The organism is Sphingomonas panacisoli (assembly GCF_007859635.1).
Lineage (GTDB): Bacteria > Pseudomonadota > Alphaproteobacteria > Sphingomonadales > Sphingomonadaceae > Sphingomonas > Sphingomonas panacisoli.
Map to the genome: position 1 here is coordinate 23694 of NZ_CP042306.1, position 22323 is coordinate 46016.

20 protein-coding genes and 2 pseudogenes are annotated in these 22323 nt (G+C 66.1%); 12 read left to right on the forward strand and 10 right to left on the reverse strand.

What is annotated here, in order from left to right; translation table 11 throughout:
* Nucleotides 1-43 precede the first annotated feature (43 nt).
* The 8 genes and pseudogenes from FPZ24_RS00100 to FPZ24_RS00135 all read left to right on the forward strand — a co-directional run bounded on the left by FPZ24_RS00100 (nucleotide 44) and on the right by FPZ24_RS00135 (nucleotide 8545).
* Nucleotides 44-1108, forward strand: coding sequence for an ABC transporter ATP-binding protein (locus tag FPZ24_RS00100; protein ID WP_146569152.1), 1065 nt, complete (start codon nucleotides 44-46; stop codon nucleotides 1106-1108).
* 2 nt (nucleotides 1109-1110) lie between these two features.
* Nucleotides 1111-2094, forward strand: coding sequence for a LacI family DNA-binding transcriptional regulator (locus FPZ24_RS00105; protein WP_146569153.1), 984 nt, complete (start codon nucleotides 1111-1113; stop codon nucleotides 2092-2094).
* Between the two features lie 553 nt (nucleotides 2095-2647).
* Nucleotides 2648-3354: pseudogene (locus FPZ24_RS17890) on the forward strand (glucoamylase family protein); the annotation flags it as partial.
* A gap of 110 nt (nucleotides 3355-3464) precedes the next feature.
* Nucleotides 3465-4733 (forward strand): sugar ABC transporter substrate-binding protein, encoded by a 1269-nt coding sequence (locus FPZ24_RS17415; RefSeq protein WP_240047543.1) that lies wholly within the window; start codon nucleotides 3465-3467, stop codon nucleotides 4731-4733.
* Nucleotides 4730-5605, forward strand: a complete 876-nt coding sequence (locus FPZ24_RS00120; protein WP_146569155.1) for a carbohydrate ABC transporter permease — start codon at nucleotides 4730-4732, stop codon at nucleotides 5603-5605. The genes FPZ24_RS17415 and FPZ24_RS00120 overlap by 4 nt, the downstream gene beginning before the upstream one ends.
* Nucleotides 5602-6417 carry a carbohydrate ABC transporter permease gene (locus tag FPZ24_RS00125; protein ID WP_146569156.1) on the forward strand — a complete coding sequence of 272 codons (816 nt, stop codon included), beginning with the start codon at nucleotides 5602-5604 and terminating at the stop codon, nucleotides 6415-6417. Before FPZ24_RS00120 ends, FPZ24_RS00125 begins: the two co-directional genes overlap by 4 nt.
* The gene (locus tag FPZ24_RS00130; RefSeq protein ID WP_146569157.1) at nucleotides 6414-7202 is read left to right on the forward strand and encodes a carboxylesterase family protein; all 789 of its coding nucleotides are present in this window, start codon (nucleotides 6414-6416) and stop codon (nucleotides 7200-7202) included. The genes FPZ24_RS00125 and FPZ24_RS00130 overlap by 4 nt, the downstream gene beginning before the upstream one ends.
* Entirely contained in the window at nucleotides 7199-8545 is a 1347-nt protein-coding gene (locus FPZ24_RS00135) for a GH1 family beta-glucosidase (RefSeq protein ID WP_146569158.1), read from the forward strand. Before FPZ24_RS00130 ends, FPZ24_RS00135 begins: the two co-directional genes overlap by 4 nt.
* On the opposite strand, the gene FPZ24_RS00140 is transcribed toward FPZ24_RS00135, so the two are convergent.
* From FPZ24_RS00140 to FPZ24_RS17815, 3 genes and pseudogenes are all read right to left on the reverse strand, one after another.
* The gene (locus tag FPZ24_RS00140) at nucleotides 8542-9060 is read right to left on the reverse strand and encodes an SRPBCC family protein (protein WP_146569159.1); all 519 of its coding nucleotides are present in this window, start codon (nucleotides 9058-9060) and stop codon (nucleotides 8542-8544) included. The genes FPZ24_RS00135 and FPZ24_RS00140 overlap by 4 nt on opposite strands.
* Nucleotides 9053-9496 carry an SRPBCC family protein gene (locus FPZ24_RS00145; protein ID WP_205012852.1) on the reverse strand — a complete coding sequence of 148 codons (444 nt, stop codon included), beginning with the start codon at nucleotides 9494-9496 and terminating at the stop codon, nucleotides 9053-9055. Before FPZ24_RS00145 ends, FPZ24_RS00140 begins: the two co-directional genes overlap by 8 nt.
* A gap of 181 nt (nucleotides 9497-9677) precedes the next feature.
* Nucleotides 9678-9812 (reverse strand): annotated as a pseudogene (locus tag FPZ24_RS17815) (ArsR/SmtB family transcription factor); the annotation flags it as partial.
* A gap of 125 nt (nucleotides 9813-9937) precedes the next feature.
* Between FPZ24_RS17815 and FPZ24_RS00155 the strand changes: the two are divergent.
* On the forward strand, nucleotides 9938-10888 hold the full coding sequence (locus FPZ24_RS00155; protein WP_146569160.1) for a hypothetical protein: 951 nt from the start codon (nucleotides 9938-9940) through the stop codon (nucleotides 10886-10888).
* Nucleotides 10889-10895: 7 nt separating this feature from the next.
* Here FPZ24_RS00155 and FPZ24_RS00160 read toward each other — a convergent pair whose 3' ends face one another.
* The 6 genes from FPZ24_RS00160 to FPZ24_RS00185 all read right to left on the reverse strand — a co-directional run bounded on the left by FPZ24_RS00160 (nucleotide 10896) and on the right by FPZ24_RS00185 (nucleotide 17254).
* On the reverse strand, nucleotides 10896-11696 hold the full coding sequence (locus tag FPZ24_RS00160) for an EF-hand domain-containing protein (protein WP_146569161.1): 801 nt from the start codon (nucleotides 11694-11696) through the stop codon (nucleotides 10896-10898).
* A gap of 76 nt (nucleotides 11697-11772) precedes the next feature.
* Complete coding sequence (locus FPZ24_RS00165) at nucleotides 11773-12429, reverse strand: sulfotransferase family protein (RefSeq protein ID WP_146569162.1); 657 nt, start codon at nucleotides 12427-12429, stop codon at nucleotides 11773-11775.
* 63 nt (nucleotides 12430-12492) lie between these two features.
* Nucleotides 12493-13812, reverse strand: a complete 1320-nt coding sequence (locus FPZ24_RS00170; protein WP_146569163.1) for a dihydrolipoamide acetyltransferase family protein — start codon at nucleotides 13810-13812, stop codon at nucleotides 12493-12495.
* A gap of 6 nt (nucleotides 13813-13818) precedes the next feature.
* On the reverse strand, nucleotides 13819-14823 hold the full coding sequence (locus FPZ24_RS00175) for an alpha-ketoacid dehydrogenase subunit beta (RefSeq protein WP_146574016.1): 1005 nt from the start codon (nucleotides 14821-14823) through the stop codon (nucleotides 13819-13821).
* Nucleotides 14824-14861: 38 nt separating this feature from the next.
* Nucleotides 14862-16151 (reverse strand): 3-methyl-2-oxobutanoate dehydrogenase (2-methylpropanoyl-transferring) subunit alpha, encoded by a 1290-nt coding sequence (locus tag FPZ24_RS00180; protein ID WP_146569164.1) that lies wholly within the window; start codon nucleotides 16149-16151, stop codon nucleotides 14862-14864.
* Nucleotides 16152-16249: 98 nt separating this feature from the next.
* Nucleotides 16250-17254, reverse strand: a complete 1005-nt coding sequence (locus tag FPZ24_RS00185) for a fumarylacetoacetate hydrolase family protein (RefSeq protein WP_146569165.1) — start codon at nucleotides 17252-17254, stop codon at nucleotides 16250-16252.
* A 106-nt stretch (nucleotides 17255-17360) separates the two neighbouring features.
* On the opposite strand from FPZ24_RS00185, the gene FPZ24_RS00190 reads away from it, so the two are divergent.
* On the forward strand, nucleotides 17361-18515 hold the full coding sequence (locus tag FPZ24_RS00190; protein ID WP_146569166.1) for an acyl-CoA dehydrogenase family protein: 1155 nt from the start codon (nucleotides 17361-17363) through the stop codon (nucleotides 18513-18515).
* Between the two features lie 82 nt (nucleotides 18516-18597).
* Here FPZ24_RS00190 and FPZ24_RS00195 read toward each other — a convergent pair whose 3' ends face one another.
* On the reverse strand, nucleotides 18598-20178 hold the full coding sequence (locus tag FPZ24_RS00195) for an ABC-F family ATP-binding cassette domain-containing protein (protein WP_338061664.1): 1581 nt from the start codon (nucleotides 20176-20178) through the stop codon (nucleotides 18598-18600).
* A 176-nt stretch (nucleotides 20179-20354) separates the two neighbouring features.
* Between FPZ24_RS00195 and FPZ24_RS00200 the strand changes: the two genes are divergently transcribed.
* Nucleotides 20355-20699 (forward strand): hypothetical protein, encoded by a 345-nt coding sequence (locus FPZ24_RS00200; RefSeq protein ID WP_146569168.1) that lies wholly within the window; start codon nucleotides 20355-20357, stop codon nucleotides 20697-20699.
* A 206-nt stretch (nucleotides 20700-20905) separates the two neighbouring features.
* On the forward strand, nucleotides 20906-22288 hold the full coding sequence (locus tag FPZ24_RS00205) for a DEAD/DEAH box helicase (RefSeq protein ID WP_146569169.1): 1383 nt from the start codon (nucleotides 20906-20908) through the stop codon (nucleotides 22286-22288).
* Nucleotides 22289-22323: the final 35 nt, after the last annotated feature.

Here is a 22323-nt window from a genome sequence, read left to right on the forward strand (position 1 = left end):
AGGTGGCGTTCGGTCCGGGTCAACCGGCGGGAGAGGAAGGTCGATGGCGACGGTTCGCCTGACAGGTGCAACCAAAGCGTTCGGCCCGGTCGAGGTGCTGAAGGGCATCGACCTCGACATCGCCGACGGCGAGTTCGTCGTGTTCGTCGGTCCGTCCGGATGCGGCAAGTCGACCTTGCTCAGGAGCATCGCGGGGCTCGAAACGCTGACCAGCGGGTCGATCGAGATCGACGGCCGGCAAGTCGACGATGTGTCGCCATCGGCGCGCGGGATCGCGATGGTGTTCCAGTCCTACGCGCTCTACCCGCACATGAGCGTGCGCGAGAATATGGGGTTCGCGCTCAAGCTCGCCGGGAGGTCGAAAGCGGAGATCGCCGACGCGGTGACGGCGGCGGCGCGCACACTCGATATCGAGCATCTGCTCGATCGTTGGCCCAAGGAATTGTCGGGCGGCCAGCGTCAGCGCGTCGCAATCGGCCGCGCGATCGTGCGCCAGCCCAAGGTGTTCCTGTTCGACGAGCCGCTGTCCAACCTCGACGCCGCGTTGCGCGTCCGCATGCGCTACGAATTCGCCAGCCTGCATCGGGCGCTCGGCACGACGATGATCTACGTGACGCACGACCAGGTCGAGGCGATGACCTTGGCCGATCGCATCGTGGTGCTCAACGGCGGCGTGATCGAACAGGTCGGGACGCCGGGCCAGCTCTACGCGGCGCCCGACACATTGTTCGTCGCGGGCTTTATCGGCGCGCCGACGATGAACTTGTTGCCCGCGACCGTGGTTGGTCCGGAAAGCGTCAAGCTGGCCGGCGGGCAAGTGATCGAGGTCGCTACGGGACCATCGGCGCCTGGCGCAGCGGTGACGCTGGGCGTCCGGCCCGAGCATCTGCGCGTTGGCGGCGCGGGCAACGTGCTGACGGGGGCCGTGCGTATGATCGAGTCGTTGGGATCGGCACATCACATCCATCTCGCGGTCGAGGGGCTGGCCGATCCGCTCGTCGTATCGCTCGGCGAGCGCCCGACAGGCGAGACGCTGACCGTCTCGCTGCCGCGCGACGCGCTGTTGCTGTTCGACGACGCGGGCCGTGCCGTGCGGGGGAGGGATTAGTCATGTCCACCGTCACCATCCGCGACGTCGCGCGCCGCGCCGACGTGTCGGTCGCCTCGGCCAGCCGTGCGCTCAACAACCACAGCAACGTGACGGCGAAGACGCGCGAACGCGTCCTCGCCGCGGCGCGGGCGCTCGATTACGTCCCGCATCTCGGGGCGCGGAGTCTGTCGCGCGGGCGATCGAACACGATCGGCGTCGTGTTACCCGACCTGTTCGGCGAGTTCTTTTCGGAGATCATCCGCGGAATCGATTACGCCGCCCACCGCCGCGGGCTGCAGCTTCTCCTGTCGAACATGCACGGCAGCGCGGAAGAGACCGAGATCGCGATCCGCGCGATGCGGGGGCGGGTCGATGGCCTGCTCGTCATGTCGCCGCAGATCGATGCGGAGTTTCTCGGCCGCAGCTTGCCCAAGGGATTGCCCGCGATCGTGATGAACGCGGCGGCCGACGGCATCCACCCGACCATCGCGATCGACAATCTCGCCGGCGCGCGCGACGCGGTGGCACATCTGCTCGCGCAGGGCTGCAAGCGGATTGTCCATATCGCCGGCCCGCGCGGCAATGCCGACGCCGATGCGCGTCGGGCCGGATTCGTCGAGGCCGCAGGGAAAGCCGGCATCGTGATCGACGGCGATTTCAGCGAGGCGTCGGGCATCGCGGCCGCGCGCCGTATCCTGGCCGATCACCGCGACGTCGACGGCGTGTTCGCGGCGAACGACATGACCGCCGTCGCGTGTATGGCGACGCTGGCGGAGGGAGGGATACGCGCACCCGTCGATGTTGCGATCATCGGCTTCGACGGGGTGCCGATCGCGCAATATGTCACGCCCGCTCTGTCGACGATGGCGCTCAACCTCGCCGAACTCGGTGAGCGCGCGGTCGAGCGGCTGATCGCGGCGACCGAAAATCCCGAGGCACCGCCCTCGACCGAAATGATGACACCGCAACTCGTGATCCGCGCGTCGAGCCGCCGCCATGCTTGATCGCCGGCAACTTCTCTTCGCAGGCGGTGCTGCCGCGCTCGGTGCTGGGCGACTCGGCGCGGCCGCGCCCGATCTGCTGAGCGACATCCAGCAGCGCACCTTCCGCTTCTTCTGGGAGCGCACCAATCCCGCGAACGGCCTGATGGTCGATCGCTGGCCGAGCCCGAGTTTTTCGAGCATCGCCGCGACGGGATTTGCGCTGACGGCATTGCCGATCGGCGTGACGCATGGCTGGATCACCCGCGACCAGGCGCGCGACCGCACGCTCGCCACGTTGCGCTTCTTCTGGAACGCGCCGCAGGGCGACGCGCCCGCCGGGATGACCGGCCACAAGGGCTTCTTCTACCATTTCCTCGACATGGCGTCGGGGCAGCGTTTCGGTCAGTGCGAGCTGTCGTCGATCGACACCACGTTGCTGCTCGGCGGCGTGCTGTTCGCCGGGCAATGGTTCGACCGGTCCGACGAAGCCGAGATCCGCGATCTCGCAGCCAAGATCTACGCGCGCTGCGACTGGCGCTGGTTCCAGCAGCAGGACGAGGGGCACCGCGTGTCGATGGGCTGGCACCCCGGTCGCGGTTTCCTCGACCGGCCGTGGTTCGGTTATACAGAGGGGCAGATCCTCTACATCCTCGCATTGGGCGCGCCCGACCATCCGCTCGGCAAGGACGCCTATGACGGCTGGTGCACCAGCTATTTCAACAGCTGGCGCGGTGAGGGCCCGATGCGTCACCTCGCCTTCGGCCCGCATTTCGCGCACCAATACACGCAATGCTGGATCGACCTGAAGGGTGTGCGCGACGCGACGATGCGGCGCGAAGGGTTCGACTATTTCGAGAATAGCCGCCGCGCGACGATCGCCCAGCGCATGTATGCCCAGCAGAACCCCGGCAAATGGACGGGCTATGGCGGCGACATCTGGGGGCTGACCGCGTGTGACGGGCCGGCGGACGCAGTGATCGGCGGTCGCCAGTTCTACGGCTACGCTGCGCGCGGGCCGGTGGGTTTTCCCGACGGGCTCGACGACGGCACGATCGCGCCGACCGCATCGATCGCTTCGCTGCCCTTCGCGCCCGAGATCGTCGAGCCTGCCGCGCGCGCGCTGCATGATCGCTACGGTAGCGCGATCTACGGCGACTACGGCTTCCTCGATCGTTCAACCCGAGCTTCACTTCGCGCACCACGCCGACACAGCGCGGCAAGATCACCAAGCAGGCCGGGTGGGTCGACAGCGATTATCTCGGCATCGACCAGGGTCCGATCCTGGCGATGATCGAGAACCATCGCACCGGCTTGGTCTGGAAGACGATGCGCGAGCATCCGGCGATCAAGCGCGGGCTGCAGCGTGCGGGCTTTACCGGCGGATGGCTGGGATGAAGCGGATCGTCGCGATCCTGTTGCTGGCGATCCTGGGGTCGTGCGCGAATGCGTCGTCGCAGACCGTGATCGACGTCTGGGCGATGGGCCGCGAGGGGGAGGTGATCGGCGACCTGATCCCGCAATTCGAGCGCGAGAATCCGGGGATTCGCGTCCGCGTCCAACAATTGCCGTTCTCCGCCGCGCACGAGAAGTTGCTGACCGCGTTCGTCGGCGACGCGCTGCCCGACATGTCGCAGCTCGGGAATAGCTGGGTTCCCGAATTCGCCGCGTTGGGCGCGCTCGAGCCGCTCGACCAGCGCGTCGCCGCGAGCGCCGACGTGCCGCGCGCCGACTACTTTCCCGGCATCTGGGATTCGAACCTGGTCGACGGCAAGCTGTACGGCGTGCCGTGGTATGTCGACACGCGACTGTTGTTCTACCGTCGCGACATCCTGAAGCGGGCGGGGTTCGATCACCCGCCGCGCGACTGGGCGGAATGGCGGCGTCAGATGGTGGCGATCAAGAAGCTCGTCGGCCCCGACAAATACGCCGTCTATTTCCCGCTCAACGAATATGAACCACTCGAAATCCTGGGGCTGCAAGCGGCCGAACCGATGGTCACCGACGATGCGCGCGGCAATTTCGGCAGCGCGGGTTTCCGCAAGTCGTTCGATTTTTACCTCGGCACGATGCGCGACGGTCTGGCACCGGTCGCCGCATCGACCGACGTCGCCAATGTGTGGGACGAATTCGATCGCGGCTGGTTCAGTTTCTACATCACCGGCCCGTGGCAGATCGGCGAATTCAAGCGCCGCCTGCCGCCCGAGCATCAGGGCGAGTGGATGACCGCGCCGATGCCCGGCCCCGACGGCCCCGGTGTGTCGAACGCGGGCGGATCGAGCCTGGTGCTGTTCAAATCGTCGGCGAAGAAGGACGCGGCGTGGAAGCTCGTCCGTTTCCTGTCGCGCCCCGACATCCAGTCCAAATTCCACGCGCTGACCGGCGACCTGCCGCCGCGGATCAGCGTGTGGAAGACTCCGGCGCTTGCCAACGATCCCTATTCCAAGGCGTTTGGCGAGCAGATGACGCGGATGCGCGCGACGCCCAAGGTCCCCGAATGGGAACGGATCGCGACCGACCTCAAGCTCGTCACGGAAAAGGCCGCGCGCGGCGTCTTGTCGCCCGATCGCGCGATCGACGACCTCAACAAGCGCGCGGACGAAACGCTCGCCAAACGCCGCTGGGTGTTGCTCCGCCAGAAGCGCCAGGGAGACGCGTCGTGAACCGCGAGCGCGCCGCCTGGGGCTTCGTCGCGCCGGCGCTGATCGCGCTCGGTTTGTTCTTCTTCCTCCCCGTTGTGGCGGCGCTGATCCTCAGCTTCACCGATTTCGACATCTATGCGCTCGCCGATATCGGCAATCTGCGCTTCGTCGGGCTCGATAACTATCTTCACCTTCTCCAGACGCCATTGTTCTGGAAAGCGCTGGGTAACACCGCCTGGTTTGTTCTGCTCGGCGTGCCGTTGTCGATCGCGATGTCGCTGGCCGCGGCGTTGCTGCTCGACAGCAAGCTCGCGCGGTTCAAGGGGATATTGCGGACGGTCTATTTCGCGCCGGTCGTGACCACGCTCGTCGCGGTGGCGGTGATCTGGCGGTACCTGCTGCACACCAAATACGGCTTGGTGAACTGGGTGCTCGGCGGGATCGGGATCGGCCCGATCGACTGGCTCGGCGACCCGCATTGGTCGATGCCGGCGATCGTGCTGTTCGCGGTATGGAAGAATTTCGGGTACAACATGATCATCATCCTCGCGGGGTTGCAGACCATCCCCGAGGAGTTGCACGAAGCCGCCCGGATCGACGGCGCCAGTGCGTGGCAGCGGCTGCGCCACGTCACGCTCCCGGGTCTCGCGCCGGTTCTCCTGGTCGTATCGATCCTGACGATGGCGGGTTACTTCCAGCTGTTCGCCGAACCCTATGTGATGACGCAGGGCGGGCCGGCAGAGAGCACCGTCAGCATCCTCTATTTCATGTACGAGCAGGGTTTCAAATGGTGGAACCTGGGGTTCGCCAGCGCGGTCGCGTTCGTGCTGTTCGCGATCATGTTCGCGCTGACGTTGTTGCAATTGCGCGTGTCCGAACGGTGGATGCGATGAGGCGCGGCGGCATCCTGACCAACATCGCCCTGTGGCTGATCGCGGTGTTCGCGCTTGCGCCGCTCGCATGGATGGTGTCGGTCAGCTTCATGAGCCCGGGCGAGGCGTCGAGCTTCCCGCCGCCATTGCTGCCGACCAAGCCGTCTGGCGCCAACTTCGTCGCCCTGTTCGCGAACACCGACATGGCGCGCTACCTCGCCAACAGCCTGGTGCTGGCGACGCTCGCGACGTTGCTGTCGCTGACCTTCAACGTGATGGCCGGGTATGCGTTCGCCAAACTGCGTTTCCGCGGGCGCGACCAACTGTTCCGCGTCCTGCTCACCGCGCTCGTCATCCCGGCGCAGGTGGCGATGATCCCGCTGTTCCTGATCTGCAAGTCGCTCGGCATCGTGAACAGCTTCGCAGGCGTGCTGGTGCCGTCGATCGCCAGCGTGTTCGGCATCTTCCTGGTTCGCCAATATGCGCTGTCGATCCCCGATGAAATGCTCGAGGCGGCGCGGATCGACGGGGCGAGCGAGGGGCGCATCTTCCGCGCGATCGTGCTGCCGACGCTGAAACCGATCCTCGCGACCTTGGCGACGTTCAGCTTCCTCGGTTCGTGGTCCGATTTCCTGTGGCCGCTGATCATCCTCAACGACAGCGAGAAGCAGACGCTGCCGGTCGCGCTCGCCAATTTGTCGCGCGAGCATGTCCAGGACGTCGAGCTGATGATGGCAGGCAGCGTGGTGACGTTGCTGCCGGTCCTTGCGCTCTTCCTGCTGCTGCAACGCTATTACATCGCCGGATTGATGGCTGGGAGTGTGAAGGGATGAGGAGATTGCTCTTGGTTCTGGCTGCGGCGGCGAGCGTCGCCGCGACCAAGGCGCCGCCCGCGCCGGCGATCCCGCCGGAGGGCGTGCAGACCGCGCAGCCGGCGCCGGCCGGCGGCTATCCGTATCTCGCCTTCGTACCCAAGGGGTATGGTGCGGATTCGACGCAGCGCTGGCCGCTGGTGATCTTCCTCCACGGATCGGGCGAACGCGGTACCGATATCGAGGTCGTCAAGAAGAACGGGCCGCCCAAGATAATCGCCCAGCATGCGGGATCCCCGTTCATCCTCGTCTCGCCGCAACTCGAAATGGGCGCCGACGGCAGCCGTTGGGACACGGCGAAACTAGAGGCATTGCTGGCCAACTTGCGCAAGACCTACCGCGTCGACCCCAGCCGCATCTACCTAACCGGGCTTAGCCTGGGCGGGTACGGCACGTGGGATTGGGCATTGAAGCGGCCCGATCTGTTCGCCGCGATCGTCCCCGTCGCCGCCAATTCCGAGAACAAAGCGGCCGATCCGTGCGTGCTGAAGGACATGCCGATCTGGGCGTTCCACGGCGACCAGGACGACGTCGTCGATCCGCTGCAGGGCTTCGCGATCGTCAAGGCGGTGGATGCCTGCAAGGGCAGCGTGCGCCCGCGGATGACGGTGTATCCGCAGATGACGCACGGATCGTGGGAACCCGCTTACGACGATCCCGCCATGTGGCGTTGGCTGCTCGAACAACGCCGCGTGACCCCCGCGCCTGGCGACCCCGAAACACCCAAGAAGAAAGCCAAGAAATGACGACTTCTTTCCCCGACGATTTCCTGTGGGGATGCGCCACCGCCGCCTATCAGATCGAAGGCTCGCCGCTCGCCGATGGCGCGGGGGCGTCGATCTGGCAGCGCTTCAGTCACGACCCGCGGCTGATGGCGGCAAAGGGCGAGACCGGCGACATCGCGTGCGATCACTATCATCGCATGGCCGACGACGTCGCGATGATGAAGGAAATGGGGCTGAAGGCATACCGCTTCTCCGCCGCCTGGGGCCGCGTGCTGCCGGATGGGATCGGACGCGTGAACGAAGCAGGTCTCGGTTTCTACGAACGGCTGGTCGACACGCTGCTGGCCAACGGCATCGAGCCACTCTGCACGCTCTATCATTGGGACCTCCCCGCCGCGCTCGACGACAAGGGCGGCTGGCTCAATCGCGACAGTGCGGAATGGTTCGCCGAATACGGCCGGACGATGTTCGAGCGGCTCGACGGGCGCGTGAAGAAATGGGTGACGCTCAACGAACCGTGGGTGATCACCGATGGCGGTTATCTCCACGGCGCGCTGGCGCCGGGCCACAAGAACGTGTTCGAAGCGCCGATCGCCAGCCGCAATCTGATGCGCGCGCACGGCGCCGCGGTTAAGGCGTATCGCGAGGTCGGCAAGCACGAGATCGGCCTCGTCGTGAACCTCGAGCCCAAATATGCGGCATCGGAGTCGCCCGACGACAAGGCCGCGACGGCGCGCGCGACGGCGTACATGAACCGCCAATATCTCGATCCCGCAATCCATGGGAAATGCCCGGCCGAACTCGCCGAGGTGTTCGGCGAGGCGTGGGTCGATTGGTCGGCCGAGGACCTCGCGCTGGCCAAGCAGAAGATCGATTTCGTCGGGGTCAATTACTATACGCGCAACGTCACCCGCGCCGATCCGACCAACTGGCCGCTCGCCGCGAACATGGTGCGGCAACCGCTCGCGACCTACACCACCACCGACTGGGAAGTGTTCCCGCGGGGGCTTACCGACGTCCTCCTGTGGGTAAAGGACAATTACGGTGACCCGGCGATCTACATCACCGAAAACGGCGCCGCCTTCTTCGACCCGCCGGTCGCGGAGCAGGGCCGGATCGAGGACCCGTTGCGCGTCTCGTATCTCCGCCATCACATCGCCGCGGTCGGGAAGGCGATCGAGCAGGGCGCCGACGTGCGCGGCTACATGCTGTGGTCGCTGCTCGACAATCTCGAATGGTCGCTCGGCTATTCGAAGCGGTTCGGCATCGTCCACGTCAATTTCGGCACGCAGGAGCGCACGCTGAAGGATTCGGCGAAGTTCTATCGCGAGGTGATCGCGACCAACGGCGCCTGTCTAAGCTAGACGAGCGCCGCCTTGGCCCGCGCTTCGGCCTCGGCATGAAGCGCCCAGAAATTCTCGATGCGCTTGCCCGCGATGCGGCGTTCCAGCACGTCGAGGTGCGACCCCCAGCCGCCGCCGAAATTGCGCGCGTCGTCGGGGCCGCGCAGCCCGCTATGCGTCAGCACCAGCCGCGTGCGGTCGTCGTCGATCGGCGTCAGCTCGAACAGCACCGACCCCGCCTCGCCATTATCCCAGGTGAAGGCGAGCAGGTGCGGCGGCTCGATCCGCTCGATCGTCTCGAACCACGACTTGCCGACATTCTTGGCGTACTTGTCGGGCATCGGCGCGTCGCCGTCGGACAGCGCGCCGTGATCGAAGGTCAACCCGAACTTGCCGCCGACGCGCGGCTCGGTCTCGCCGCCCATGAACCAGCGCGCGCGCAGATCGGGCTCGATCAGGTAACGCCATACGGTATCGATCGGCGCGTCGATCGTGCGGTCGAAACGCAGTTGTTGCGCAGTGATCGTGTCAGTCATTCGAATTCTCCACTGTATCCGCCAGATTGCCGAGGATCATCGTCCAGCCCTGGCGCGTCTGTTTTTCGTAATCCGTCCAAACGCCCTCGTGCGTCAGCGTCAGCCGCGATCCGTTGTCAGTCGGCGCGATCGCGATCGTCACGCGGGTCCATTCGCCCTGGTCTGTCTGGCCAGCCATGCAGGCCCTGAACTGGAAGACGAGGCGATGCGGGCGGTCGATCTCCTCGAAGCGCAGATGATGGTGCGCCTCCCGATCGCCGCGCCGTTCGACGATCAGCGCCACGCCGCCGACCCGCGCGTCGATGTCGCAGGCCAGCATCTCGCCGTCGGGTGTCGCGAACAGGAAGCGGCGCGCTTGTGCGGGGTCGAGCCAAGCATTGAACACGCGGTCTGGCGCCGCCGCGATGTCGCGCATGAGGGTTAGGGTGGCGCTCACTTCTTATCCTCCGCGATGACGGCTTCGAGCCGGTCGAGCGTGATTGTCCAAAATTGCTCCCACTGCCGCAGCCATTGCTCGGCCTCGCGCAGCCGGTCGGCCTTGAGCCGGCACAATTGCTGACGCCCGCGCGGCGGCGCTCGACCAGGCCGGCGCGTTCGAGCACGCCGACATGCTTGGCGGCACCAGCGAAGCTCATCGCGAACGGCGCGGCGAGTTCGCCGACTGATCGTTCGCCCGCCGCGAGGTTCGCCAGCATCGCCCGGCGGGTGGGGTCGGCCAGGGCCGCGAAGGTCAGATCGAGTCGCTCAACCATTTGGTTTAATTATCGCGCCGGAATGAGACTGTCAACCGATTGGTTTAACGATGTCGCGCTTGCGAAAACGCTGCGGCCCCGACACAAAGGCGTGGGGTAGCATGGACTTAGAAGGGGGGCATGGGATGACATCGGCGTCGTGGGAAGACGAATTGACCGATTGGGAAGACGAACTCGACCGTCCCGATGGCCATCCGCTGATCGCGACCGCCCTGGGCGTCGCGGTGATCATCGCGGTCGCGTCGATCGCCTATGGAACGATCGCGGTCGACGTCCGGACGCACATCTATGCCGCACTCGGCATCGCGACGCTGGTCGCCGGCTTGGTGTGGGGCGTTGCCTGGTTCCTGACGGTGCGGTTCGCCGCGGCGATCTGGCAGTTCGCGACCGGTGCGATCTTCTGGCTGACGGCGCTGATGATGGTGCTGTTCGCGCTCGGCGGTAATGCGATCAGCCTGCGCCAGGACATCGCGACGATGCAGATGATCCGAATCGATCAAACCGGCGCGCCCGCGGTGCCGAGCGGCAGTCCCGCCGGCCCGGTCACCAAGCGGACGATGGCGTTCTATCGCGAATTCTTGAAGCAGGATCACGTTCGCAACGTGATCTACCTGCGGCTCGGCATCGACCGGATCGGCCAGACTTGGGCGGTGCCCAATCAACCCAGCCTGTTGACCGATTGCGATCGTTTCCCGCGCGCCGCGCCGCAGCTGGCGGCGATCAACGCGACCGTCATCACGGCGGTCGGGCGGTTCCGTGGCGACCTGCGCACGCTGATCGCCGAACCGGCGCTGCAGACCGACGTATTCGGCTGGGTCGATCAGACCTTCCCGACTTCAGGCCCGCGCTATCAGCAGCGGATCGCCCAGGCCCGCGAGCAACTCGATCTCGCCGCCAAGATGTGTGGCATCCTGGGGCGGCACCGGTGGAAGCGTCAGGGCGACGGCTTCGGGTTCACCAGCGAGGCCGATTATCGCGAATATGGCGTCGTCGCGACGCGGTGGGACCAGTTGATGCGCGACATGCGCAGCGGCGGCACCGATGCCGGTACGCCACCGGTGCCCAGGATCGAATAGCGCTCCATCATTCCTGCATTTCGTCGTCGGCCGGCGGGCGATCGGTCTCGCGCGGTCGTCCGCCGAACCGTCCGCCGCGCCCGCCAAAGCCTTCGTCCAGGGGTAGATCCAGCCGCGGCAGTTCGCCGCGCGTAATCTTGCCGTCGTGATTCTTGTCCAGCGTCGCGAAGCGATCGATCGCGGCCGCGCGAAACTCCCGGGGATCGACGCCGCGATTGAAATTCGTGTCCGCGACGACGACGGGCTCGGGAAAATCGAAGAACGAAAACCGCGCGGCGCCGCGTTTGGTGTCCGCATATTTGGGCGCTTTCGCCGAGCTACCATTGCCGAACGAGAAGCCGCCGGGCTGGCTACCGCCCATGCCGCCGCCACTGGGACCACCGCCGCCACGACGCCCGCCACCGCCGCGCCGTCCGCCGCCGCCGCTCGGCCGCGGACCCGCGCCGCCGCCTTCGCCGCCGGTGCGGATCTCCGGGGCAAGCCGCGTCTCGTAGAACTCGATATCGTCGGGATCGATCTCGCCGTCCTTGCCGCGGTCGAGCACCGCGAAGAACCGCATCGCGTCGGCGACGAACTCTTCGGCGGTCACGGCGCCATCCTGGTTCGCGTCGGCCCCATCGAACCATTGCTTGATCGGGTCGGGGCCACGGAACGGTTCTCCCATCGGGCTGATGAACAGCTTGCCGCGCGGACGGTCATCGCGACGTTCGCCCGCCGGTCGCGGCGGCGGCATCGGCGGCAAGGTTCCGGCCAGCGGCGGGATGTCCTGCGCCGCCATCAACATCAATCCGGTCAGCATGCCCAGCATCGCCTTACTCCACCGTTATGGCGGAGGGGCTAGGCCTGCTTTGTCGCACAAGTGTGTCGCGATCGTTGCGCCAGCGTCAGGTCGCCGCGGGCATCGGGGTCTCGACCAGTTCGCCAGGCATCGTGTGCTGCCAGAATTCCTCGCGCGAGTTGGTGCGCGGGAACGTCGTATCGGGAGCTGCGACGCCCAGGAAATCGCAGAGCGGACGCCAGCCTTGCACGGCTTCGAACACCAGCAGGCGATCGGCGGGGATGACCTGCTGGACCTCGGCATTGTGCCGCTCGAACGCGGCGATGACGTTGGCCGCGCTGAAATCGCGGCCGAACGTCTTTTCGGCGATGATGATGTCGACGAATTTCATCGGGTGGTCGTCGGGCGCCGGGTCGGGACCGTTCGCGCTCATCGCCTTCAGGATCGTTTCCGCCATGCTCTCGTACCAGCGTTGCGGGTCGCGCCTGGTCAGGATGACCTTGGCGTCCGGATAGCGGTCGGCGAGTTGGGCGTAGAAATGCGCGCTCGGCCAATCGACGCTGGCGTTGTAGGCCGCGAACAGTTCCTCCCAATCGACCGCTTCGCCCTTGGCCGCGCGCAGCCAGAACGGTGCTTGTCGCTGCATGTTCGCGAACACCTCGACCATATGATGACACGGCGCGAAGCCGAGCGTCTCCAGCGCGGTCTTGAGCGTCATCGTCCCCGTGCGGCCGAGCCCCGCACCGATCACCTGTAAAGCCATAACATCCTCCCCCGAGTCGCGGCGGGAGGATGAACCCGTTTCGGCTGCGTTACTAGTGCAGGCTCAGTCGGCGAACAGCAGGACCGGCGTCTCGAGATATTTCTTGAGCAACTGGACATAGCTCGCCGCGTCCCAGCCATCGACGACGCGGTGGTCGCAGCTGATCGACAGGTTCATCAGCTTGGCGCGGCGGATTTCGTCGCCGTCGAACACGGGGCGCTCGACGATCTTGTTCGGGCCGATGATCGCGACTTCGGGGCGGTTGATGACCGGCGTCGTCGCGATCCCGCCGAGCGGGCCGAGCGAGGTGACGGTGATCGTGCCGCCGCCCATTTCGTCCGGCTTGAGCTTGCCGGCGCGCGCGGCCTCGGCGAGGCGACTGATCTCGCTCGCGAGCTGCCAGACATTCTTGTCCTGCGCGTCGCGGATGACGGGAACGGTCAGGCCGGCATCGGTCTGCGCCGCCATGCCGAGATGAACGCGGCCGCTCCGCGTCACCACCCCGCCTTCGTCGTCGTAACGCGCGTTGAGCATCGGGAAGTCGGGCAGCGAGCGACAGATCGCGACGATCAGTAGCGGCAGCATGGTCAGCTTGGGACGCGGGCCACGATTGGCATTCAGGTCCGCGCGCATGTCTTCGAGCGCGGTCACGTCGATCTCGTCGACATACGTGAAGTGCGGGATGTTGCGCTTCGACGCAGCCATGTTCTCCGCGATCTTGCGGCGCATGCCGATGACCTTGATCGCTTCGTCGTCGCGGGCGCGACTGGCGTGCGGCGCGTGATAGCCCTGGCCCGATTGATAGCGGAGGAAGGCGTCGAGATCGGCGTGACGCACGCGGTCGCCATCGGCCTTCACCTGACCCAGATCGACGCCGAGCTCCTTCGCGCGCTGACGCACCGCGGGGGAGGCCAAAACCGCTTTGCCGTGCTCCGGCGCAGGCCGGAGCTCTGGCGACGGCGCGCTCTCGGTTGCCACCGCTCCGGCCTTCGCCGGAGCACTGGGAGTTTCGTAAGCCGGCGTCTTGCCCTCGACATCGGCGAGGCCGGGGGTTTCCGCTTCCTGCGTGCCTTCGTCCTCGATGCCTAGCTGGTGGGCGACTTCCTCGCCGATATCCTTAGGCTCATCGGCAGGCGCGTCGCCCTCGACCTCGATGACCACCAGAGTCGATCCGATCGGCACCTGATCGCCCACTTCGCCCGCCAGGCTCACCACGGTGCCCGCGACCGGTGATTCCATTTCGACCGTCGCCTTGTCGGTCATCATGTCGGCGAGCTGCTGATCCTCGCTGACGGTATCGCCGACCTTGACGTGCCACGCGACGATCTCGGCCTCGGCAATGCCTTCGCCGATGTCGGGCAAGCGAAATTCGAAACGAGCCATCGCGCGTCAGTCCTTCATGATCTTCTTGAGCGCCTGTCCGATGCGGACGGGACCGGGGAAATAGGCCCATTCGAGGCTGTGGGGGTAGGGCGTGTCGAAACCGGTCACGCGTTCGATCGGCGCCTCGAGATGGTAGAAGCAGCGTTCCTGGACGAGCGCCGACAATTCCGCGCCGAAGCCCGATGTGCGCGTTGCTTCATGCACGATCATGCAGCGGCCGGTCTTCTTCACCGACTCCTCGATCGTGTCGATGTCGAGCGGGACGAGCGTGCGCAGGTCGATGATCTCGGCATCGACACCGGCTTCCTCGACCACCTTCTGGCACACATGGACCATCGTGCCGTAACAGATGATCGTCAGCGCCTCGCCCGAGCGCGCGATATTCGCCTTGCCCAGCGGCACCTTGTAATATCCCTCGGGCACTTCGCCGCCGGGATGTTTCGACCAGTTTTCCGCCGGGCGATCCCAATGGCCGTTGAACGGGCCGTTATAGATGCGCTTGGGCTCGAAGAAGATCGTCGGGTCGTTGTCCTCGATCGCGGCGATCAACAGCCCCTTGGCGTCGTAGGGCGTCGCCGGGATCACCGTCTTCACACCCGAGACGTGCGTGAAGATTCCCTCGGGCGATTGCGAGTGCGTCTGCCCCCCGAAAATGCCACCGCCATAGGGCGAGCGAATCGTCATCGGCGCGATGAACTCGCCCGCCGAACGATAGCGGAGGCGTGCCGCTTCCGAAACGAGCTGGTCGAGCGCGGGGTAGATGTAATCGGCGAACTGGATTTCCGGCACCGGGCGCAGGCCATACGCGCCCATGCCGACCGCGACGCCGACGATGCCGCATTCGGTGATCGGCGTATCGAACACGCGCGTCTTGCCGTGCTTGGCCTGCAGCCCCGCCGTCGCGCGGAACACGCCGCCGAAATAGCCGACATCCTCGCCCATCACGATCACGTCGGGGTCGCGCGCCATCATCACGTCGAGCGCCGAGTTGATCGCTTGGATCATGTTCATGCGGACGGTCGCGCCCGCTTCGGTTTCCATCACGTCGCTCATTTCTTGCGTGCCCATGGCCGGCCGCTCGCTTCTTCTTCCGCCATCATCTGCGCCTGCTGCTCGCGCAGGTGCCAGGGCATCTCCTCGAACACGCCGTCGAACAAGGTGTCGAGCGGCTGGTGCAGGCCGTGGCCAAGGATTCCGTTCTTCTCGGCTTCCTTCTGCGCCGCCTTGACCATCTCAGCGAGTTCCAGGTCCTGCGCCGCGTGGCGCTCCTCGTCCCATTCGCCGAGCGCGATCAAATGGTTCTTCAGCCGCATGACCGGATCGCCGAGCGGCCAGGCGGTCGGCTCGCCGGCGGAGCGATACTGGCTGGGATCGTCGGAGGTCGAATGCCCTTCCGCGCGATACGTGAAATGCTCGATCAGCGTCGGACCCTGATTGGTCCGCGCGCGCTCGGCCGCCCATTCGGTCGCGGCATAGACCGCGAGCGCATCGTTGCCGTCGACCCGCAGGCCCGCGATCCCATAGCCCACCGCACGCGCCGCGAACGTCGTCGCCTCGGCACCCGCAAAGCCCGAGAACGAACTGATCGCCCATTGATTGTTGACGACGTTGAAGATCACCGGCGCGCGATAGACCGTCGCGAAGGTCAGGGCCGAGTGGAAGTCGCCCTCCGCGGTCGATCCCTCGCCGCACCAGGTCGCCGCGATCCGCGTGTCGCCCTTCGATGCGCTGGCCATCGCCCAGCCGACCGCCTGCGGATATTGCGTGGTCAAATTGCCGGAGATCGAGAAGAAGGAGTAGCGCCGCTCCGAATACATGATCGGCAGCTGCTTGCCCTGCAGCTTGTCGCCCGAATTCGAATAGATCTGGTTCATCATGTCCTCGAGCGGACAACCGCGCGAGATCAGCACGCCTTGCTGGCGATAGCTCGGGAACACCATGTCGTCGGCGGCCAGCGCCGCGGCCGCGCCGATCGACACCGCCTCTTCGCCCAGCGACTTCATGTAGAAACTGGTCTTGCCCTGCCGCTGTGCGCGGAACATGCGCTCGTCGAACGCGCGGACCAGCGCCATGTTGCGGAGCATCTTGCGGAGCGTGTCGGGTGTCAGCTTGGGGTCCCACGGCCCGACCGCGCGGTTGTTTTCATCGAGGACGCGGACCATCGAATAAGCGAGGTCGATGAACTCCTTCGCCTCGTCCGCGGTGTCAGGGCGCCGCGCGGCGCCTGCGGCCGGGATGTCGACCGCCGTGAAATCGACCGCGTCGCCCGGCCGGAACTTGGGCTCGGGGACATGCAGCGACAAAGGCTTCAAATTGGCGCGCGGGGACTCGCTGGCCATGCTCTCTCCAGGTTCGACTCGACAGCGAAACGCTTCAGCGCCGCCTTTGTCCCGTTGTTATAAAATTTCAACGGGCTTGGCGAGTCACCGGCATGCCGTCACGCTCCGACGGTTTGCTCGATGACACCGAAGATCGGGTGGTGCTTGTCGTCCTCCGCCCAGATGCGGATGGTGTCACCCGCCTTGAGGAACGGCGTGACCGGCTTGCCGCCGTTGATCGTCTCGATCGTGCGGATCTCGGCGAGGCAGGAATAACCGACGCCACCCTCGGCGATCGGTTTGCCGGGGCCGCCATCGCTGTCGCGGTTGGATACGGTACCCGACCCGACGATCGTTCCGGCGCCAAGTCTCCGGGTCTTCGCCGCGTGCGCGACGAGCGTGCCGAAGTCGAAGGTCATATCCTCGCCCGCCTCGGCACGACCGAACGGCTCGCCGTTGAGATCGACCATCAACTTGCGATGGAGCTTGCCGTCCTTCCACCAGTCGCCGAGCGCATCGGGCGTGACGAACACCGGCGAGAAGGCGCTGGCGGGCTTCGACTGGAAGAACCCGAACCCCTTGGCGAGTTCGCCGGGAATGAGGTTGCGCAAGGATACATCGTTGGTCAGCCCGACCAGCAGGATCGCGTCGAGCGCCTGCTCGCGGCTGGCGCCGAGCGGCACGTCGCCGGTCACCACCACGACCTCTGCCTCCAAGTCACAGCCCCAGCTTTCGTCGGCGAGCGGGATCGGGTCGCGCGGGCCCAGGAATCCGTCCGATCCGCCCTGGTACATGAGCGGGTCGTGCCAGAACGTATCGGGCATTTCCGCCGACCGCGCCTGCCGCACCAGGGCGACGTGGTTCACGTAGGCCGACCCGTCCGCCCATTGATAGGCGCGCGGCAACGGCGACGCGGCGTCGTGTTCGTGGAAGCGGTCGAGCGGGATCGCCTGGTTGCGCACGTCGGTCGCCAGCACGATCAAATCGGGCAGCAGCCGGTCCCAATCGTCGAGCGCGGCTTGCAGGGTCGGCGCGATATGGCTGGCGTCGGCGCACCAGGCGAGGTCGTCCGACACCACGACGAGCTTGCCGTCGCGTCCATGCTTCAGGCTGGCCAGTTTCATGCGCTCTCCTTTTCTTGTGGCCACGACCCTAGCCGCACCGACGGGGGATTGACCAGCCGCCCGCTTGCCCGCCACACCAAGGAAAAGGTTGCAGGAGAGGACTGATATGACCCCCGACACCGTCCCCGGGCGTTCCGCATACAACGAGGATCACGAGGCGTTCCGCCAGACCGTGCGGTCTTTCCTGCAGAAGGAAGGCGTGCCGAACGTCGGCGAGTGGGAGAAGAATCGCCTCGTCCCCAAGGAATTCTGGGCAAAGGCCGGCGAAATCGGGATGCTGTGTCCGACCGTGCCGGAGGAATATGGTGGGCTGGGGCTCGATTTCGGGTACAATGCGATCGTCGATGAGGAGATGTCGTATATCGGCGTCCCCGCGGGCTTCTCGCTCCAGTCCGACATCGTTTGCGGTTATCTCGAAAGCTACGGCTCCGAAGAGCAGAAGAAGCAATGGCTGCCGCGCCTGGTCTCGGGCGAAACCATCACCGCGATCGCGATGACCGAGCCGGGGACGGGTTCCGACCTGCAATCGATCCGCACCTCGGCGAAAAAGGACGGCAACCATTACGTCGTCAACGGCAGTAAGACCTATATCACCAACGGCCAGAACGCCGATCTGGTGCTGGTCGTCGCCAAGACCGATCCCGACGCGAAGCCTGCCTATAAGGGCATGTCGATCATCCTGATCGAGGCCGACCGCGAGGGGTTCAAGCGGGGGCGCAAGCTCGACAAGATCGGCCAGGACGCGGCCGACACGTCGGAACTGTTCTTCGAGGACGTGCGCGTCCCGATGACCAATTGCCTGGGTGAGGAGGGGAAGGGCTTCATCTATCTGATGAGCCAGTTGCCGCAGGAACGCCTGTCGATCGCGGTCGGCACGCAGGCGTCGGCGCAGAAGGCGTTCGACGAGACGGTCGAGTTCACCAAGACGCGCAAGGCGTTTGCGGGAATGGTGTTCGATTTCCAGAACACCAAGTTCGTGCTCGCCGATCTTGCCGCCAAACTTCAGGTCGGCTGGGCGCACCTCGACTGGGCGATCCAGCGGCATCTGAAGGGCGAACTCACGCCGACCGAGGGCGCAGCCGCCAAGCTGTGGCACACCGAGCTGCAATGGGAGGTGATGGACAAGTGCCTCCAGCTGCATGGCGGCGCCGGCTACATGAACGAATACCCCATCGCGCGGATGTGGCGCGCGGCGCGAGTGTCGCGGATCTACGGCGGGACCAACGAGATCATGAAGGAGCTGATCGGGCGGAGTCTCTAGGCTCTGCTCTCCCCTCCCTGGAAGGGGGGGGCCGGGGGTGGGTAGGTGGTGAGGACAGGTCTCGCTTCCAACCCACCCACCCCTAACCCCTCCCTTCCAGGGAGGGGAACGGAAGTATCACCTCCCGCTCCACGCCAATCGCCTGCAGAAACGCCGCGTCGTGGCTGACCACGAGCAGCGCGCCATCGTAACCGCGTAGCGCCGTTTCCAGCACCTCGATCGAATCGAGGTCGAGATGGTTGGTCGGCTCGTCGAGCAACAGCAGTTGCGGTGGTCGCGCGACCGACAGCACGCACGCTAGCCCCGCGCGCAGCCGCTCGCCGCCCGACAGCGTACCGACGATCCGCTCGGCCGCGACGTTACGAAACGCGAAGCGCGCGAGTGCGGCATAGGCGTCATTCTCGCTCAGGTCGGGGTTGAGCGCGCGCAGATTGGCAAGGATCGTCGTGTCGCGATCGAGCAAGCCGACATGCTGGTCGAGCAACGCCATTCGGTCCGACCGCCACACGCTGCCCGCGACCGGTTCGATCTCGCCGACGGCAAGCGCCAATATGCTCGTCTTGCCGGTGCCGTTGGCGCCGGTCAGCGCGACGCGCTCGGGACCGCGGATGGAAAGGTCGATCGGCCCGATTCGCCGCCCTGCGCGTTCCATCACCGCCTGCTCGATCCGCAACAACTCACGCGACGAGGATAGCCCGCTGGGCGGCAAGTCGATGGCGAGCGGCGTCACCAGCTCGATCCGCGACCGCGCGTTGTCGTGCGCGGATTCAGCGTCGCCGATCTGGCGGTCGGCGAGATGGCTGATGCGGCCCGCCGTTGCCTCGGCCCGGCGTTTCATCGCGCCGAGCAGGATTCGGGGCGCGCTGCCCGAGGCGCCGAACGCGCGCCCGGTCTTGTCGCGCCGCGCCTGCTTCTCGCGTTGCGTCTGTGCCGCGCGCTCGGCCTGACGAAGGCCGGTTTCGGCCCGGTCGAGGTCGGCGGTGGCCGCCGCGCGTTCGGCGTCGCGGATGGCGACGAAGTCGGACCAGCCGCCGGTGACCAGCCGGCAACCGACCGGGGCCAGTTCGACGATCCGCTCCATCGATTCCAGCAAGGCGCGGTCGTGGCTCGCGACCACGACGCCGCCATTCCACCTTGCGATCAGATCGGCGATCGCGGTGCGGCCGTCGGCGTCGAGATTGTTGGTCGGTTCGTCGAGCAGCAGCAGGTCGGGCGCGGCGATGGTCTCGCGCGCGACCGCGATCCGCGTGCGCTGCCCACCGCTTAGCGTTGCCAGCGGGCGCTCCAGGTCAATCCCAACCAACCCGACCGCGTCGAGCGCGGCGGCGATCCGCTCGTCGAGCGTCCAATCGGCCGCGGCGAAATCGGCTTCGTCGCCGTTGCCCGCTTCGATGCGCTGCAGTCGCGCGAGCGGTTCGGCGACGTCGAGCGCCTGGGCGAGGCTGATCGTCGGATCGGGCCAGTCCTGCTGCAGCAACGCGATTTTTCCGGCGCACGTGATGCTGCCGGCTGCGGGCGTTACGTCGCCCACCATCGCGCGAAGCAGCGTCGATTTGCCGCAGCCGTTACGCCCGACCAACGCGGAGCGCTGACGGCCGAACGAAAGCGTCAGATCGTGAAAAAGCGGACGGCCGTCAGGCGTCGAGAGCGACAGCGAATCCAAAGTGACGAAGGCAGTATTTGGGGAAGACATAATTCACCTGAGCAAGAGAAACGGATCGGGCGATCGCGTTCTTGGTCAAGGGTGCCTCCATCGTCGGCGGGCGGGTTTGCCCGGCTTCGCGGATCGATATAGGCTGTCCGCCGTTCCCCGTCATCCCCGGATAAAGGAGCGTTTCGATGCACAAGCCGATCCTCGCCGCCGCCGCATTTGTCGCCTGCGCCACCGCCGCGCCGGCCTATGCCAAGGAAGCGCGCTGTGTGATCGATTCGGAGGGCGTGAGCTATAACGGCCCTTGCAACTATACGGTCGCCAAGGGCGGCACGTTCACGGTCACGCCGCCGCACGGCCGCGGGTTCGGCGGGGAGACGCTCAGTATCACGGTCTACGTCACGCGGCCCGGGTTCGGCGAGATCCGCGGGCTGACCGAGGCGGGGATCAATTCGCGCTGGGGTCAGGCTCGCCGCTCGCGCCGCGACGCTGCGTGTTGGCAGGGGAATGGCTTCTCCGTCTGCGTCTATTGAGGCTGCACCGCCCGCAACCTTGACTTTTTGCACTGCAGCATACATATGGCCTGCATCGAGGCGTTATAGCAGCGTGATCGTTCCGTCAGGAACCGGCTCCGCCTCGGTCGTTCAAGCGACAGGCTTCCCAAGTCACGCGGGGTGTCAATTTACCCCCGCCGCCCGTGCGCCGTTTCGGCGCGCGTGAGGCATTCAAGAAAGATTCCATGACCAAATTCGCTCATCTCGGTCTTGCCGAGCCGCTCGTCCGTGCGCTCGAGGCCAAGGGCTACACCACGCCGACCCCGATTCAGGAGCAGGCGATCCCCACCGTACTCGAAGGCCGCGACCTGCTCGGCATCGCACAGACCGGGACCGGCAAGACCGCTGCATTCGTGCTGCCGTCGATCCAGCGCCTCGTCGAAAGCGGCAAGCGCGTCCTGCCGACGCATTGCCGGATGCTCGTCCTCGCGCCGACCCGCGAGCTCGCCAGCCAGATCGCCGACAGCGCGCGCGAATACGGCAAGTTCAGCCGCATCTCGGTCGCGACCGTGTTCGGCGGCACCAGCCTCAACAAGAACCGTCAGGACATGAGCCGCGGCGTGGACATCCTCGTCGCGACGCCGGGCCGCCTGATCGACCTGGTCGAACAGCGCTTCGTCAGCCTTCAGCTGATCGAGACCTTGGTACTCGACGAAGCCGACCAGATGCTCGACCTGGGCTTCATCCATGCGCTCAAGAAGATCGTGAAGATGGTGCCGCGCCAGCGTCAGACCCTGTTCTTCTCGGCGACGATGCCGCAGTCGATCCGCACCCTGGCCGACCAGTTCATCACCAACCCGGCGACCGTCACGATCAAGCCTGCGGCGACGACGGCGGAGCGCGTCGATCAGTACGCGACCTTCGTCAACCAGACCGAAAAGCAGTCGCTGCTGACGATCACGCTGGCCGATCCGTCGATCGACCGCGCACTCGTCTTCACGCGGACCAAGCATGGCGCCGACCGCGTCGTGCGGCTGTTGGGCCAGAACGGCATCGCCGCCAACGCGATCCACGGCAACAAGTCGCAGCCGCAGCGCGAGCGCGCGCTCGCCGCATTCAAGTCGGGCGACGTGCCGATCCTGGTCGCGACCGACATCGCCGCACGCGGCATCGACGTGTCGGGGGTCAGCCATGTCATCAACTTCGAGCTGCCCAACGTGCCCGAGCAGTACGTCCACCGCATCGGTCGGACGGCGCGCGCCGGCAACGACGGCATCGCGGTCAGCTTCGTGGCCGACGACGAGAAGCCGTACCTGCGCGATATCGAAAAGACGATCCGCCAGAAGGTGCCGCTGAAGGCGCTGCCCGAAGGTTTCATGGCCGAAGCCGCGCGGCTCGCGTCGGTACGCAAGAAGGCCGGTCCGGTCGAGGTACCGCGCGACGAACGTCCGCGCGGCCCCAGCGGCCAGCGCCCGCCGCGCAAGACGCACGACGCGCGGCCGACCGGCAACCGCTTCGGCGGGCGTCCCGGTGGCGGTGGCCAGGGTGGTCAGGGCGGTGGCAATCGCCGTCGTCGTGGGGGTCGCGGTGGCCAGGGCGGCGGTCCGCGGACCTCGGCTAACGCCTAACCTTTCCTCTCATCGGAAGCGGTGAGGAGCAGCGA

What these genes read in the sequence shown, in the direction of transcription:
- FPZ24_RS00100 (WP_146569152.1), top strand. Translation starts at nt 44, where the DNA reads ATGGCGACGGTTCGCCTGACAGGTGCAACCAAAGCGTTCGGCCCGGTC.
- FPZ24_RS00105 (WP_146569153.1), top strand. Translation starts at nt 1,111, where the DNA reads ATGTCCACCGTCACCATCCGCGACGTCGCGCGCCGCGCCGACGTGTCG.
- FPZ24_RS17415 (WP_240047543.1), top strand. Translation starts at nt 3,465, where the DNA reads ATGAAGCGGATCGTCGCGATCCTGTTGCTGGCGATCCTGGGGTCGTGC.
- FPZ24_RS00125 (WP_146569156.1), top strand. Translation starts at nt 5,602, where the DNA reads ATGAGGCGCGGCGGCATCCTGACCAACATCGCCCTGTGGCTGATCGCG.
- FPZ24_RS00130 (WP_146569157.1), top strand. Translation starts at nt 6,414, where the DNA reads ATGAGGAGATTGCTCTTGGTTCTGGCTGCGGCGGCGAGCGTCGCCGCG.
- FPZ24_RS00135 (WP_146569158.1), top strand. Translation starts at nt 7,199, where the DNA reads ATGACGACTTCTTTCCCCGACGATTTCCTGTGGGGATGCGCCACCGCC.
- FPZ24_RS00140 (WP_146569159.1), bottom strand. Translation starts at nt 9,060, where the DNA reads ATGACTGACACGATCACTGCGCAACAACTGCGTTTCGACCGCACGATC.
- FPZ24_RS00155 (WP_146569160.1), top strand. Translation starts at nt 9,938, where the DNA reads ATGACATCGGCGTCGTGGGAAGACGAATTGACCGATTGGGAAGACGAA.
- FPZ24_RS00160 (WP_146569161.1), bottom strand. Translation starts at nt 11,696, where the DNA reads ATGCTGGGCATGCTGACCGGATTGATGTTGATGGCGGCGCAGGACATC.
- FPZ24_RS00165 (WP_146569162.1), bottom strand. Translation starts at nt 12,429, where the DNA reads ATGGCTTTACAGGTGATCGGTGCGGGGCTCGGCCGCACGGGGACGATG.
- FPZ24_RS00170 (WP_146569163.1), bottom strand. Translation starts at nt 13,812, where the DNA reads ATGGCTCGTTTCGAATTTCGCTTGCCCGACATCGGCGAAGGCATTGCC.
- FPZ24_RS00175 (WP_146574016.1), bottom strand. Translation starts at nt 14,823, where the DNA reads ATGAACATGATCCAAGCGATCAACTCGGCGCTCGACGTGATGATGGCG.
- FPZ24_RS00180 (WP_146569164.1), bottom strand. Translation starts at nt 16,151, where the DNA reads ATGGCCAGCGAGTCCCCGCGCGCCAATTTGAAGCCTTTGTCGCTGCAT.
- FPZ24_RS00185 (WP_146569165.1), bottom strand. Translation starts at nt 17,254, where the DNA reads ATGAAACTGGCCAGCCTGAAGCATGGACGCGACGGCAAGCTCGTCGTG.
- FPZ24_RS00190 (WP_146569166.1), top strand. Translation starts at nt 17,361, where the DNA reads ATGACCCCCGACACCGTCCCCGGGCGTTCCGCATACAACGAGGATCAC.
- FPZ24_RS00200 (WP_146569168.1), top strand. Translation starts at nt 20,355, where the DNA reads ATGCACAAGCCGATCCTCGCCGCCGCCGCATTTGTCGCCTGCGCCACC.
- FPZ24_RS00205 (WP_146569169.1), top strand. Translation starts at nt 20,906, where the DNA reads ATGACCAAATTCGCTCATCTCGGTCTTGCCGAGCCGCTCGTCCGTGCG.